The following is a 14070-nucleotide window of genomic DNA, read 5'->3' as shown; positions in this document are numbered from 1 at the left end:
ACGCGCTTATGTCCGCGCGAGGAATCCACCCAGGAGATATTTCCCATGAGGCCACTCGCGATCGGCTTGGCCGCCGCCCTCGCGCTCGGCGCGCTCGTACCTGCCGCCGTTATTTCGGCGCCGAAGGAGAGCAAAGACAAGCCAGCCATTGACGCCAAGGCGCGTGAAGCGGGGATGAAAGACGCCCCCGCGCTCATGCAAGTCGCCGTGCCCAGCTGCGCCGTCAGCGACGCCCGCCTGATCGGCGCCGACAAGAAATCCAGCACCAGCTACTACGAAGTCGCCTGTCAGGACGGCCTCGGCTTTGCTGTGATCGCCAAGAAGGACACCGCGCCGCAGGCCTTCACCTGTCTGGAAACGGCCCTTCCCGGCCCCGACGGCAAGGCCAGCGCCCTGGCCTGTATCCTGCCCGGCAACGCCGACCCCAAGGCCGGCCTCAAGCCGTTCCTGGCCAAGGCCGGCGCCACTTGCGACCTCGAAAATGCTCGCGCCATCGGCTCGGGCGCCAAGAACTCGTACTTCGAAGTCGCCTGTAGGGGCGGCTCCGGCTACGTGGTCCAGACCGTCAACCCGATCGCCCTGTCCGGCGAGGTCGTCGCCAACAGCTGCCTGCTCTATGAAGACGGCGCCAATGTCAGCTGCAAGCTGACCGACAAGGCGACCCAGCTGGCCATCGTCGACACCCTGGCCGCCGCGTCGGGCAAGTCGTGCCAGCCCAAGGACAAGCGCTACGTCCTCAGCACCAAGACCGACAACTATTTCGAAGTCGCCTGCGCTGACGGCAAGGGCTACATGCTGCAGCAGACGGCGACCTCGGGCGAACTGGCCCGCGCCATCGACTGCGCCCAGGCCGCCTTTGTCGGCGGCGGTTGCACCCTGACAGACTCGGTCGCGGCCCAGACCGAACAGGCGGGCCTCTACACCAAGCTGGCCAAGAAGGGCGGCTTCGACTGCAACGTCGAAAAGTACGGCATGCTGCCCAGCGCCGATAACCGCAAGGAAATCGTCGAACTGAAGTGCTCGAACCGCGCCGACGGCGCGATCGCGATCTTCTCGTCGGGTCCGGCGGTGATCTATGACTGCCTGTTCGCCGAACTGAACGGCTATCGCTGCAGCTTCTCCAAGCAGGACTCGCTGTACCCGCGCCTGTCGGCCGACCTGAAGGCCTATGGCAAGGGCTCGTGCGAGGTCTCCGACGTTCGTCTGGTGGGTCGCAACGACGCCGAAGGCTATTTCGAAGTCGCCTGCTCGGACGGCCTGCCCGGCTGGGTGATGAGCTACCCGGTCGACACGCCCAGCCCCAAGTCGAAGGAAATCCTCGCCTGCTCGCAGGCCAAGGGCATCGGCGGCGGCTGCAAGCTGCCGACCAATTCGCTCAAGAAGGGCTGATCAGGCCGCAAGCCTGAAACAGCAAAACCCGCCGGGCGCGATCCCGGCGGGTTTTTTGTTGGTCTGGAACACTTGCCCCCTCCGGGCCTGCGGCCCTCCTCCCCCGAAGGGGGAAGATGAGGTCGGCGCTCTTTATCCGCCCCCTCCGGGGGCGGACGACCGCGAAGCGGTCAGGTGGGGGCGAGTCTGGCGGTCACACCATCGTCGCTTCGATAAAATGCGGCCCTGGCGTGGTCATCGCCCGCGCCATCGCCGCATCAAACGCCTCGGCCGTATCGACCCGTTCGGCCGGCAGGCCCAGGCCGCCGGCCAGGGCCACCCAGTCGATGCGCGGATCGCCCAGATCGAGCAGGCGCGAGGCCTTGGGCCCCGGCTCACCACCGCCGGTGCGCCCCATCTCGATGCCCAGGATGCGATAGGCGCCGTTGGCGAAGATCACCACGGTGACGTCCAGCTTCTCGCGCGCGATCGTCCACAGCCCCTGCACCGTGTACATCCCCGCCCCGTCGCCATTGAGGCTGAGCACCTTGCGATCGGGACAGGCCACGGCCGCGCCGATCGCCACGGGGATGCCCTGGCCGATCGCCCCGCCGGTCAGGCTCAGCCAGTCATGAGCGCGGGCGTTGCGGGTCTGGGTGAAGATCGGCAGGCCGGCGGTCACGGCGTCATCGGAAATGATCGCGTCCCTGGGCATGTGGCGGGCGATCGAGGCCCCCATCGCCCAGGCGTCGAACTTGGGGCCCGGGGCCGGCGGCGGCGCATAGGCCTCGACCACCGCCTCGGCGGGCGCGCCCAGGGCGTCAGCCAGGGCGTTGAGGGCCGCCGGGGCGTCGACCTCGCGACCGCAAAGCGTGGTCAGATCGCAGCCCTCGGGGACCAGCACGCTGGGCCGGTCGGGATAGGCGAAGAAGGCCACCGGCCGGCTGGTCCCGGCCAGCACCATCAGGTCGGTCCCGGCCAGATCCTTCAGGGCCTGTTCGCCGAAATACATCATCTTGTCAGGCCGGAAGCGCCCCTCGCCGCGCGCCTGGCGGGCGGTGAAGGTGTCGGTCAGAACCCGCACGCCGACGGCGGCCAGCCGTCCGGCGGCGGCCAGCCGTCCGGCGGCGGCGATCCCGGCTTCGCCGCAAGCGCTGGAGCCCAGCAGGATCACGGGCTTGGCGGCCGCCTTGATCGCGGCGGCCACGGCCGAAACGGTGTCGGCGTCGGGCGCAGCCGGGCGCGGAGCCTCAATCACCGGACCGGCGACGTCGGTCTCGTTCCAGGCGCTGTCGGCGGGCAGGATCAGGCAGGCGTTGCCGCCCGGCGCGCCGAAGCTGGCGGCGACGGCCTCGGCGGCCAGCGGCCCCACCTGATCGGCGCTGTCGGCCGACTTGACCCAGATCGAATTGGGCGCGGCCAGGGCGGCGATGTCGGAATTGAGCGGGGCGTCATACTGGCGGTGATCCGTCGCGTGGTCGCCGATCACATTGACCACCGGCGTATAGGCCCGCCGCGCATTGTGCAGATTGGCCGCGCCATTGGCGTAGCCGGGACCCAGATGCAGCAGGGTGCAGGCCGGCTTGCCGGCCATGCGGCCATAGCCGTCGGCGGCCCCGGTCGCCACGCCCTCGAACAGGCACAGGATCGAGCGCATGCGCGGCTCGCGGTCCAGGGCGGCGACGAACTGCATCTCGCTGGTGCCGGGATTGGCGAAACAGGCGGTGACGCCGTTGTCGGCCAGGGTGGTGATCAGGGCGTCCGCGCCGTTCATGGTCTTCTCCGTACCAAGGGTCCCCTTCCTTCCGACATTTCAGGCCGCGCGCCAACGCCGGTTGCGCAGATTGGTGCTCCTGACGCAGTCTGTGGCCGTGTCGAAGATCGCCGCAGAACGATCTGACCAAAGGGGGAGGTCAAACATGTCGCGACGGATCGTGCTGTCCAAGGGGGTGCTGATCGCTTCGGTGATCGCCGGGATCAGCTATGTGGCGGCCTGGAGCCTGCCCTTGCCCCCGCCCCTCGAACTGACCTGGAAGGGCCTGGGCGTCGGCCTGCTGGCGGTCTATGCGGCGCTGAACGCGCGAACCCTGGACGGCTGGCTGCTGACGGCGGTGATGGCGTTCGGGGCGCTGGGCGACGTGCTGCTGAGCGCGGCGGGCCTGACCGTCGGGGCCATCGCCTTCCTGACCGGCCACCTGATCGCCATCGGCCTGTATCTTCGCAATCGGCGCGCATCGCTGTCACGATCCCAGCTAGCCCTGGCGATCGTCCTCGTTCCCGCCACCGTGACCCTGGCCTATCTGCTGCCCGCCGACCGGGCCGGCGCGCCGGGTGTCGCCTTTTACAGCCTGGGCCTGTCGCTGATGGCGGCCACGGCCTGGACCAGCCGCTTCCCCCGTTTCCGGGTCGGGCTCGGGGCGCTGATGTTCCTGGTGTCCGACCTGCTGATCTTCGGTCGCGGCGGGCCCCTGCCCGACAGTTTGGCCGTCGGCCTGGCGGTCTGGGGGCTGTATTATTTCGGGCAGCTGCTGATCTGCGTGGGGGTGACAGAAACGCTGTCATCCCGGACAAGCGCGTAGCGCGCTGATCCGGGACCGATCCGAAACGCGGCGCTCAGGCGTCGGTCCCGGGTCTGCCCCCGGCTCAAGGCCGGGGTACGCCCGGGATGACAGTTCAGCGAAACACCATCACCCCGTCATCCGGCGCTTCGGCGAACAACCGCTCCAGTTCCGCCGGCCGCCGATCCCGCGCCAGGGCCTGGTTGATATAGCCCTTGTCGGTCAACTCGCCCGAGGCCGCGTCCGGCGCGCCCTCAAGGATCAGCGCCCGCGCCACCTTGCCGCCGCCCTTGGCCGCCGCGTTCAGCCGCCCCAGCCCCTCGACGACCGCCGCCCTGACCGCTGCGGCGTCACCCAGCCGCGCGGCGGCGGTGGGATCGACAAACAGCATCAGCCCCACCCCGTCGCGGCCCTCGCCGCACACCACCGCGTCGGAGACCACGCCGCCGATCGCCGAGACCGCCGCCACCCTCAGGGCGCCGGCGGCGACGAAGGTGCCGCTGGCCAGTTTGAAGTTCTCGACCAGCCGGCCATCGAAGACCAGTCCGGCGGCGGGATCGTCCGGATCGGCCAGTCGGGCGGCGTCGCCCAGGCGGTAGAAGCCGTCCTCGTCAAAGGCGTCGCGGGTCGCCTCGGGCTGGTCCAGATATCCGGGCGAAACCTGCGGACCCTTGACCCGGATCTCGAACTTGTCGCCCGCAGGGACCAGCTTGACCGAGGTTCCGGGGGTGGGCAGGCCCACCATGCCCGAACGGGCGTTGAGCCAGTGGATATTGCAGGCCGTCGGCCCCGTCTCGGTCGCGCCATAGCCCGCCGCGAAGGTGATCCTTTCACCGATCGTCCGCACCGCCACGGCCTGGACGCGGTCGAGGATCGACTGGGCCATCGACGCCCCGCCATATTGCAGCACCCGAACCCTCTCGAAGAAGGTCGCCGCCAGGGCCGCGTCGCGTTCCAGCTCGCCCACCAGCAGGCCCCAGCCGGCCGGGACCATGTTGTGATAGGTCGGCGAAACCTCACGCAGGTTGCGGACCGTCTCGGCGAAGCGGGCCGGGGTGGGCTGGCCGGCGTCGATATACAGGGTCCCGCCCCGGTGCAGCACCATGTGCAGGATGGCGTTGGCCCCCAGGCTGTGGCTCCAGGGCGCGGAATTGACCAGCACCGGCGGCTCGGGATCGGCGTAGCAGGCCTCGATCTGGGCGGCGTTGAGGGCGATATTGGCGTGGGTGCAGATCACCGCCTTGGGCTTGCCGGTCGAGCCGGAGGTCAAGAGCAGCTTGGCCACGTCGGCCGGCCCGCAGCAGGGCCCGACGGCCGGCGCGTCCAGCAGGTCGGCGAAGGGAATGTGCTCCGCGCCCGGATGGCGGCTGGCGATCACCGGCAGCCCGGCCAGGAACGGCGCGTTCAGGGCGTCGGCGAAGGCCACCGCGTCATCGGCATAGACCGCCGCCGGCTTCAGCCGCTCGACCGCGAAGGCCAGGCGCGACAGGTCCGCGCCCTGCAGGCCATATTGCGGCGACACCGGCGAGATCGGCGCGCCCAGGCTCATGGCGGCATAGCCGATCAGGGCGTGGTCGATCCCGTTGCGGGCCAGGATCAGCAGGGGTTTGTCAGGTCCAAGATCCAGCGCCTTGAGCCCGCCGGCCAGAGCTTCGATCCGGGTCCGGGCCTGGGCGTAGGTCACGGTCCGCCAGCCTTCGCCCTCCCGTTCCGCCAGCCACACCCGGTCGGGCGCCTCGGCGGCCCACCGCGCCAGCGGCGCGGTCACCGTCTGGACGGCGTCGGAATAGGCCATGGGGTTGCGCAGGATCAGCGCGTCGCCGCTCTGCTCGACCTCAAGGGCGCGGGGCGCATAGCGGGCGTCGCGGAAGGGCGCGGGACTCGTTGAGGATCCGGTCATGGGCGCTGTTATCCCGCGCCTCATACGGTTGTTCAATCCGTGGCGGGCGCGGAAAGAGGAGGGCGCGGCGACGGGGGAGACGCCCGCCCTCCTCCGCTTTCCGGGGCCTAGGGATTCGGCGCCGGGAAGGTCACGACGCCGGAACGACTGATCACATCGCCGTCGCGCTGGGTGCGGGCCGCCGAATAGGCCCACTCACCCGGCGCTTGCCGCGTCGCCTGGCGGTCCACCGACCGGCTGGAGCCGTCGCGATAGCCGCGGTCGAAGCTGGCGCTGGCGAACCCGGCGTCAGGATCGACCATCCGTGTGCGGTCATAACCGCCGCTGCGGCCGGCGCGGCCCGTCCAGCCGGCCGAGGCCGACAACGACCCCGGCGTTTGCACGCGGTCGCGGTGATAGCTGGCGGTGCGACCGGCGGGGCCGGTCCAGCGCTTGCCGACATGGCGTTCAGCAGCGTCGGCCGTTCCGGCGGCCATCAGAAGCCCGACCAGAGCCAGGGCGGACAGGTGTCGTGGAGTGATCATGTAAAGGCCTCTCGGCGGTTGGTAACGTCCCTCGACCTGTCCAACGGCCAAGCTGGCCCAATCCGTCGCCCGCGCCGGTCCGGCAAGGCTTCCGGCAACAACAGGAGCCTCAGCGAACACCCCTCGACATTTTTCGTGGAGGCCTGTCGAATCCCGCCGACCCCGCGCGTCTCTGTCGGAAAGCGCCGCGATGGTCGCGGGCTGGAGGGAGACAGACCATGAAATACGCCTTGCTGATCTACGAGAACGAAGACGTCTATCGCGCCAACACCGGCCGCTCGTTCGACGACATCATCACCGCCCACCGCACCCTGGCCGGCGAGCTGACCGCCCAGGGCGTCCTGGAGGGCGGGGCGGGCCTCAAGACGACAGACACCGCCACCACCGTCCGAAAGACCCGCGGCGAGCACACCCTGCATGACGGCCCCTATGCCGAGGCCCGCGAACAGCTGGGCGGCTTCTATCTGATCGACGCGCCCGACCTCGACGCAGCCCTGGCCATCGCCCGGCGCATCCCTCTGACCGGTGACGGCGCGATCGAGGTCCGCCCGTTGATCGAAGAGGATTGAAGCCGCGAGACCCCATAGACCCGCTCGACCGGGCGGCGCGGGAGGCCGGCGGACGGATCATCGCCGCCCTGGCCGCGACCTTCCGCGACCTCGACCTGGCCGAGGAGGCCTATGCCGAGGCCTGCGCGCGAGCCGCGGCCGTGTGGCCGGACGCCCCGCCCCTGGATCCCGCCGCCTGGCTGTACGCCGCCGCGCGCCGCCGTGCGCTGGATATGATCCGTAAGCGGAATGTTCGCCTCCGCCTCCCGCCCCAAGCGCCCGAGCCGGAGACCTCGGCCGAGGATTTGCTGACCTCGGATGCGCGGTTGATCCCCGACGAGCGGCTGCGGCTGATCTTTATCTGCTGCCACCCGGCCGTCTCGCCCGAGGCCCGCGCCGCCCTGACCCTGCGGCTGGTCTGCGGTCTTTCGGTCCAGGAGATCGCCCGCGCCTTCCTGGTCACCGAGCCCGCCATGGCCCAGCGCCTGACCCGGGCCAAGACCAAGATCGCCCAGGCCGGGGTCTCGTTCGAGGTTCCCGATCCGCAGGCCTGGCCCGAACGTCTGGCCGCCGTGCTCTCGACCCTGGAGGTCGCCTATGCCCGGGCCCATGAGGACTCCGCCGGGGCCGGGGCCCACGCCGGCTATGCGCAAGAGATGCTGGGCTTGACGGCGGTGTTGATCGAGCTGCTGCCACAGGAGCCGGAATGCCTGGCCTTCGCCGCCCTGGTCCGCCTGGCCGAGGCGCGGCGGCCGGCGCGGGTGGACGCCGAGGGGGCGATGGTTCCCCTGTCCGAGCAGGATCCGGCCCTGTGGCGGCGGCCTCTGATCGCCGAGGCCGACACGTTGCTGCGGCGGGCCGCGCGGCTGAACGCGCCGGGTCCGCGCCAGTTGCGCGCCGCCCTGCACGCGGTGTGGTGCGCGCGCCGGAGCCTGGCCGAGCCGCCGCCGTGGTCGGCGGTGCTGACGCTGTACGACCTGCTGCTGGCCTGGCGGGAGGACCCGTTCGTGCGGCTCAATCGGGCCGTGGCCCTGGCCGAGGTCGCCGGCCCGGCGCCGGCCCTGGCCGAGGCAGACCGTCTGGACTCGCCCCGGCTGGCCGAGTTCCAGCCCTTCCACGCGGTGCGGGCCGACCTGCTGGCGCGCCTTGGGCGGCGAGACGAGGCCTTGTCGGCCTATGATCGCGCGCTGGCCCTGGATCCCGCGCCAGCCGAGCGCCTGTGGCTGACGCGCCGGCGCAACGCCTTAACCTGACAGGGCCTCAGTCAGACCTCGACTACAGACCCGCACTCACTTCGGCTTGGGGCTGCGGGGGCGCGGGGTTCGACGCCTGGCGGCGGCGGCGTCGGGCGCGGGCTCGACGCTTTGAGGCTCAGAGGCGGATGGCGCCTCGGGCTCTGGCGCGATCGCGGGCTCCGGATCGGCCACGGGCTCAGAGGCGAGTTCGGCCTCGCCGGCCGGCGCCGGCTCCAGCGCCCGCGACGCCGCCAGGGCGGCCTCGCTCTGGGCCAGGGCTTCGGCGTCTCGCGCCGCCTGGGCGTCGATCAGTAGCGCCTTGGCGGCCTTGACCACCGTCGCCACCGGCAGGTCGCTCATATGGCGGATGGCCTGCGACAGTTCCGGATCAACGGCCAGGAACTGCTCGAAAGTGCGCGGCCCGCGCACCGCCCGGGTCAGCGCGCCCCAAGGGGCGTAGCGGCGCTCGTCGGAGGGCCCGAACAGGCCGATGGTCGGCGTACCGGCGGCGGCGGCGATGTGCATCAGGCCGCTGTCATTGCCGATGAACAGGTCGGCGCGCTTGAGGCAGGCATAGGCGGTCAGCAGATCCACCTTGCCGGTCAGGTCGACACAGCGGCCCCGGGCGCTGGCCATGCGCAGCTCCTCGACCATGCGGCCGTCGCCCGGTCCGCCCAGGATCAGCAGGCGACCGCCGGCCATCGGGCCGTCAGGACCCAGAAGCTGCCCCGCCGTCTGGGCGAAACGCTCGATCGGCCAGATCTTGCCCACCCAGTTGGACGCCGGGCCCATGGCCAGCAGCGGGCCGGCCGTCTCGCCCGGCCGGGGAGCCAGCATCTGGTCGGCCAGGGCCTGGACGTCGGGGGTGATGTAGAGGTGCGGGCTGGGCGGCGCGCCTTCCAGCTTCAGCACCCGGGCGGCGTCGATGACCTTGTGGACCACCTCGCCGGGGACCTTCTTCCAGATCGCCCGCTTGTCGCGGTTCAGGAAATAGGCGGTGGCGCTGCCGCGCAGATCGACGACCAGGCTCCACTTCCTGTGACGCACCTGGTTCCACAGCTTGAACCAGTGACCCTTGCCCTTGCCCTTTTCCATGATGATCACCCGGTCCAGGCCGGGCACATGGGCGAACAGCGGCGCGGCCAGGGGGCCGGCGACGATCGTGAAGCGGGCGTTTGGAATTTCGTCCGCGAGCATGCGAATCAGCCCCGACGACAGAACGGCGTCGCCGATCCGCGTGGCGGTGATGAAAAGAATCGGGAAGGCCCGCTGTGTCATCGGTCCGTCTATAAGGCCTTCGGCGAGTCGGCGCATCCCGCTAACCGTACTGAAGTTTCATGGAATTTTCACCACTGGCGCGCGAGCCCCGCACGCGCCACATGTAGAGCATGACTTCGCCCGCCCTCGCCGCCCTGCCCTCCCGCGCCGTGATCACCCTCAGCGGCCCCGACTGGCGATCCTTCCTGCAGGGTTTGATCACCCAGGACGTCGAAACCCTGGCCGTGGGCGAGTTGCGGCTGGGGGCCATTCTCACGCCCCAGGGCCGGCTGCTGTACGATCTCTTTGTCGCCGCAACCCCGGACGGCGCCCTGCTGGACGTCGCCGCCGAGCATCGCGCGGCGATCATCGCGCGCCTGACGATGTATCGCCTGCGGGCCAAGGTCGAGATCGCCGCCAGCGACCTGACCGTCACCGCGATCTTCCCCGCCGACGACACGATCCTGGCCGGCGAGGCCGTGTTCCGCGACCCGCGCCTGCCGGCCTTGGGGGCCCGCGCCTATGGCCTGGCGACCGCGCCAACCGCCGACGAGGACGCCTATGAGGCCCATCGCCTGGCCCTGGGCGCCCCCGGCCCCGCCGACTGGCTCAGCGACAAGACCTATCCGATCGAAGCCAATTTCGACCTGCTGCACGGCATCGACTTCAAGAAGGGCTGTTTCGTCGGCCAGGAAACCACCAGCCGCATGAAGCGGCGGGGCGTGATCAAGACCCGCATGCTGCCGATCACCTTCGCGGGACCGCCGCCCGCCTTCGGGAGCGAGGTCCTGGCCGGCGAGCTGCGGGCCGGCGAGGTGCTGTCGGGCCGCAACGGCCGCGCCATGGCCGCCCTGCGCCTGGACCGCATCGCGGCCGGCGGGCTCAGCGTGGACGGGCGGGCGGTGGCGGTCGAGACGCCGGCGTGGGTTCCGCTGATCGCCGACTGAACGTTCACGAAAAGTTCTGGAAATCCAGGGCAGCTTGCGCCAAGCTTCGCCGCATGACCGAGCTCCAACGCTGCACCACCTGGAAGGGCATGGCGGGCGACCCCGTCTATGAGGCCTATCACGACCACGAATGGGGCGTGCCCGAGTACGACTCCCGCGCCCTGTGGGAGAAGCTGGTGCTGGACGGCTTCCAGGCCGGACTGTCGTGGATCACCATCCTGCGCAAGCGCGACGCCTTCCGCGCCGCCTTCGCCGATTTCGACCCCGAGATCGTGGCCCGCTTCGGCGAGGCGGATCGGGCCCGGCTGATGGCCGACGCCGGCATCGTCCGCTCCAACGCCAAGATCGACGCGGCCATCAGCGGCGCGCGTATCTATCTGGATATGCGCGAGCGCGGCGAGGACCTGGGCGAGATGCTGTGGGGCATGGTCGGCGGCGCGCCGGTCCAGAGCGCCTGGACCGGCGCGACCGGCGTCCCGGCCACCACGCCGCTCGGCGATGAGGTGGCCAAGGCGTTGAAGGCTAAGGGCTTCAAGTTCTGCGGCCCGGTGATCGTCTATGCCTTCATGCAGGCCACCGGCCTGGTCAACGATCACCTGTCGACCTGCTACCGGCATGAGGAATGCCGGGCGATGGGGCGGTAGAGGCGATCACGATCTGCATGTCCGGATTCGGCGTCTGTGCTGATGGCTGCGCACGCGCCTGGGCCGGATGCCGATGCAGTGCGTCCTTCGAGGCCCGCTACGCGGGCGCCTCAGGATGAGGAGCATTGTTGCATTGGAGTCCTCATCCTGAGGTGCGAGGCGAAGCCGAGCCTCGAAGGACGCAAGGTGGTGACCGGCTCCCCACCCAAGTCCGCCGTTCGCAAGGTCCGCTCTCTGCCGGCCTGACCTCAGAGCAAGCTCGCCTCCAAGGATTCAAGGCGCGGCCTCGCCGCTGGCGGCCCTTTCTGTCCCCCCTCCCTTCTCCCCTTGCGGGAGAAGGTGGCCCGCGTCAGCGGGTCGGATGAGGGGTTGACGGGCGGGGTCGCCGCGACTGCGGAACGGCTGAGCGCGGCGGTGAGGGCGCTCGACCCCTCACCCGGCCCTTCGGGCCACCCTCTCCCGCAAGGGGAGAGGGACGATGACGGGGATTGGGCGCAGCTTATCCCCGTCGTTTCCAATCAGGACGCCAACCTTTTCAACGCTCTACAAAATAATCGAGCGCGCTTATCCCCGGCGTTCAGACCTGCCGTATTCTAAACCCACCTCGCCGCACGGGAAGGGCGCAAGGCCAGCGACCATTGCGGCGGCGGGGGGCGATCGAGCGGGAGTCGAAGGCGGCGCGGGGCGGGTTGCTCCGATGCCCTGCAAGGGTGGAGGTCTCAGAAGGAGGCCTTCGTCGCCGGGTCACATGAAACAGTGGGCGAGGACCTTAAACTTGCCCGCCGGGGACCTTCACGCTGGAAGGCCCGACCGCCCGAAGGTTAATGCGGCGCCGGACGACTGGAGACCGGCGGCGGTCCATAAGGATGCGCCGGCCAAGGCCCAGGGACAGGGATGACCGTGCGGGGTGGAGGGCTGAGAAGGCCCAAGCTGCCCGGCCTGAGGGAAAACGATCGCGCGGAGCGCACGGCTTCGTCGAAACGGTATTTTTCTAACTTCTCCGGGCGAGGCCCGGGCGCTCCGCGACCCTTCCCATCCCTTCAGCGAGAGATCGCGTGAGGTGGCGGACACATGTCTTCTCCCTTCCCCCACCCAAAGGGGGAAGGGCTATCGCATATGGGTTGCTGACGGACACAAGCCTTTAAACAAACTCAAAAATCTTGCCTTCCTGGGCCTTGTGCCCAGGACCCATGTTTGAGGCAGCTTTGATTTGGGCGCTATTCGCGGCTGAACGGCCCGTAACACCGACCCAAGTCCGCATCGGCGGCGCCATGGGTCCTGGGCACAAGGCCCAGGAAGGCTGGGTCTTTTAGCGCCAGATCCATATGCGATAGCCCTGCCCCAAAGGGGGAAGGGAGAAGAGCCGATCTCACCGCTGGCGATCCGCCTCAGGACCCTCTATCTCCCGCTCATGCTGATGGTCATTTCCCCCGCCAAGTCGCTGGACTTCACCGCCCCCGATCAGGTGCTGCCGCTGACGACGCCCGAGCTGAAGGGCCGGATCGCCGAGCTGGCCAAGGTCACCCACAAGCTGACCGCCGCCGATCTGCGCCGGCTGATGCACATCTCCGAAAAGCTGGCCGAGCTGAACCGCGAGCGCTTCCAGGCCTTCGATCCCCAGGTCGAGGACGGCCTTCAGGCGGTGATCGCCTTCAATGGCGACGTCTATGGCGGGCTGGCGGCGCGGGAGCTGGATCGCCCGGCCCTCGAATGGGCCCAGGATCACCTGCGGATCCTGTCGGGTCTGTATGGCGTGCTGCGGCCGCTGGACGCCCTGCAGCCCTACCGGCTGGAAATGGGCACGCGGCTGAAGACCAAGCGCGGCAATAATCTGTACGACTTCTGGGGCGAGACCATCGCCCAGACCCTCAACGCCGCCGCCCAGGGCCATGCCGATCCGACCCTGGTCAATCTGGCCAGCCAGGAATATTTCGGGGCCGTCGACGCCAAGGCCCTGAAGCTGCCGGTGGTCACCTGCCAGTTCAAGGAAGAGAAGGCGGGCATGCTCAAGGTGCTGGGCTTCTTCGCCAAGAAGGCCCGGGGGCGGATGGCGCGCTACATCATCGACAACCGGATCGAGCAGTCCAGGGATCTGAAGGCCTTCAATCTGGACGGCTACCGGTTCCGCGCCGAGCTCTCGACCGACACGGAGTGGGTTTTCGCTCGTCCTCAGCCCTAAATTCACTTACTGATGAATTTATAACCGCTCGCTCTTCGTTGGGGCGGGCTATATGCTGCGGTGCAGCAAAACTCGGATCTTCCCTCAGGAGCGCGCAGCCATGGCCGTCGATTTTGGTTTGCAGGGTCAGGTCGCCATCGTCACCGGCTCGACCAGCGGCATCGGCCACGCGCTCGCCGACGCCCTCGCCGGACAGGGCGTCAATATCGTCCTCAATGGTCTGGGCGAGATGAACGCCATCGAGCGGACCCGGGCCGAGATGGCCGAAAAGCACGATGTCGAGGTGCTGTATAACGGCGCCGACATGACCAAGCCCGACCAGATCGCCGACATGGTCAAGGCCGCCAAGGCCGAGTTCGGCGAGCTGGACATCCTGATCAACAACGCCGGCGTCCAGCACGTGGCCCCGATCGAGGACTTCCCCACCGAGAAGTGGGACCAGATCATCGCCATCAACCTGACCTCGGCCTTCCACGCCACCAAGGCCGCCGTGCCGATCATGAAGGCCCAGGGCCGCGGGCGGATCGTCAATATCGCCTCGGCTCACGGCCTGGTCGCCTCGCCGTTCAAGTCGGCCTATGTCGCCGCCAAGCACGGCATACTGGGCCTGACCAAAACGGTCGGGCTGGAGGTCGCGACCTTCGGCATCACCTGCAACGCCATCTGCCCGGGCTTTGTTAAGACCCCGCTGGTCGAGGCCCAGATCGTTGATCAGGCCAAGGCGCGAGGGATCAGCGAAGAGGCGGTGATGCGCGACGTGATCCTCGCCGCTCAGCCGACCAAGCAGTTCGTCACCTTCGAGCAACTGGCCGGCATGCTGCTGTATCTGGTGTCGGACGCCGGCGCCTCGGCCAACGGTTCGGCCTTCTCGATCGACGGCGGCTGGACCGCGCAATAGGGAAGGCCCGGG

12 protein-coding genes and 2 pseudogenes are annotated in these 14070 nt (G+C 69.2%); 8 read left to right on the top strand and 6 right to left on the bottom strand.

Features of this window, described 5'->3' with window-relative positions; translation table 11 throughout:
- Window positions 1-45: 45 nt before the first annotated feature.
- Window positions 46-1389, top strand: coding sequence for a hypothetical protein (locus ACW18B_RS05370; protein ID WP_492050172.1), 1344 nt, complete (start codon window positions 46-48; stop codon window positions 1387-1389).
- A 193-nt stretch (window positions 1390-1582) separates the two neighbouring features.
- On the opposite strand, the gene ACW18B_RS05365 is transcribed toward ACW18B_RS05370, so the two are convergent.
- Window positions 1583-3142 carry an acetolactate synthase large subunit gene (locus tag ACW18B_RS05365; RefSeq protein WP_492050171.1) on the bottom strand — a complete coding sequence of 520 codons (1560 nt, stop codon included), beginning with the start codon at window positions 3140-3142 and terminating at the stop codon, window positions 1583-1585.
- A 145-nt stretch (window positions 3143-3287) separates the two neighbouring features.
- On the opposite strand from ACW18B_RS05365, the gene ACW18B_RS05360 reads away from it, so the two are divergent.
- Window positions 3288-3947: a lysoplasmalogenase family protein gene (locus ACW18B_RS05360; protein WP_492050170.1), complete on the top strand. Its 660-nt coding sequence runs from the start codon at window positions 3288-3290 to the stop codon at window positions 3945-3947.
- A 94-nt stretch (window positions 3948-4041) separates the two neighbouring features.
- On the opposite strand, the gene ACW18B_RS05355 is transcribed toward ACW18B_RS05360, so the two are convergent.
- Together ACW18B_RS05355 and ACW18B_RS05350 are read right to left on the bottom strand one after the other, a co-directional pair.
- The gene (locus ACW18B_RS05355; protein WP_492050169.1) at window positions 4042-5826 is read right to left on the bottom strand and encodes a feruloyl-CoA synthase; all 1785 of its coding nucleotides are present in this window, start codon (window positions 5824-5826) and stop codon (window positions 4042-4044) included.
- A 107-nt stretch (window positions 5827-5933) separates the two neighbouring features.
- Entirely contained in the window at window positions 5934-6350 is a 417-nt protein-coding gene (locus ACW18B_RS05350) for a hypothetical protein (protein ID WP_492050168.1), read from the bottom strand.
- 218 nt (window positions 6351-6568) lie between these two features.
- Between ACW18B_RS05350 and ACW18B_RS05345 the strand changes: the two genes are divergently transcribed.
- Together ACW18B_RS05345 and ACW18B_RS05340 are read left to right on the top strand one after the other, a co-directional pair.
- Window positions 6569-6919, top strand: coding sequence for a YciI family protein (locus ACW18B_RS05345; RefSeq protein ID WP_492050167.1), 351 nt, complete (start codon window positions 6569-6571; stop codon window positions 6917-6919).
- Window positions 6920-6933: 14 nt separating this feature from the next.
- The gene (locus ACW18B_RS05340) at window positions 6934-8151 is read left to right on the top strand and encodes an RNA polymerase sigma factor (protein ID WP_492051612.1); all 1218 of its coding nucleotides are present in this window, start codon (window positions 6934-6936) and stop codon (window positions 8149-8151) included.
- Window positions 8152-8187: 36 nt separating this feature from the next.
- Here ACW18B_RS05340 and ACW18B_RS05335 read toward each other — a convergent pair whose 3' ends face one another.
- Complete coding sequence (locus ACW18B_RS05335) at window positions 8188-9411, bottom strand: glycosyltransferase family 9 protein (RefSeq protein ID WP_492050166.1); 1224 nt, start codon at window positions 9409-9411, stop codon at window positions 8188-8190.
- Window positions 9412-9521: 110 nt separating this feature from the next.
- Here ACW18B_RS05335 and ygfZ point away from each other — a divergent pair, with 110 nt between their 5' ends.
- On the top strand, window positions 9522-10337 hold the full coding sequence (gene ygfZ, locus ACW18B_RS05330; protein WP_492050165.1) for a CAF17-like 4Fe-4S cluster assembly/insertion protein YgfZ: 816 nt from the start codon (window positions 9522-9524) through the stop codon (window positions 10335-10337).
- Window positions 10338-10390: 53 nt separating this feature from the next.
- The gene (locus ACW18B_RS05325; RefSeq protein WP_492050164.1) at window positions 10391-10981 is read left to right on the top strand and encodes a DNA-3-methyladenine glycosylase I; all 591 of its coding nucleotides are present in this window, start codon (window positions 10391-10393) and stop codon (window positions 10979-10981) included.
- Between the two features lie 100 nt (window positions 10982-11081).
- Here the strand turns inward: ACW18B_RS05325 and ACW18B_RS05320 are convergent.
- Both ACW18B_RS05320 and ACW18B_RS05315 read right to left on the bottom strand, forming a co-directional pair.
- Window positions 11082-11164: pseudogene (locus ACW18B_RS05320) on the bottom strand (hypothetical protein); the annotation flags it as partial.
- Between the two features lie 394 nt (window positions 11165-11558).
- Window positions 11559-11665 (bottom strand): annotated as a pseudogene (locus ACW18B_RS05315) (hypothetical protein); the annotation flags it as partial.
- 727 nt (window positions 11666-12392) lie between these two features.
- Here ACW18B_RS05315 and yaaA point away from each other — a divergent pair.
- Both yaaA and ACW18B_RS05305 read left to right on the top strand, forming a co-directional pair.
- Window positions 12393-13160, top strand: coding sequence for a peroxide stress protein YaaA (gene yaaA / locus ACW18B_RS05310; RefSeq protein WP_492050163.1), 768 nt, complete (start codon window positions 12393-12395; stop codon window positions 13158-13160).
- Window positions 13161-13260: 100 nt separating this feature from the next.
- A complete protein-coding gene (locus ACW18B_RS05305; RefSeq protein ID WP_492050162.1) occupies window positions 13261-14058 on the top strand; it encodes a 3-hydroxybutyrate dehydrogenase in 798 nt (265 codons plus the stop codon).
- Window positions 14059-14070 lie beyond the last annotated feature (12 nt).

The sequence above is a fragment of the Caulobacter sp. FV2ps19 genome, assembly GCF_058681035.1.
Note: the sequence above shows the minus strand (reverse complement) of the source record. Positions and strands in the feature narration are given on the sequence as shown.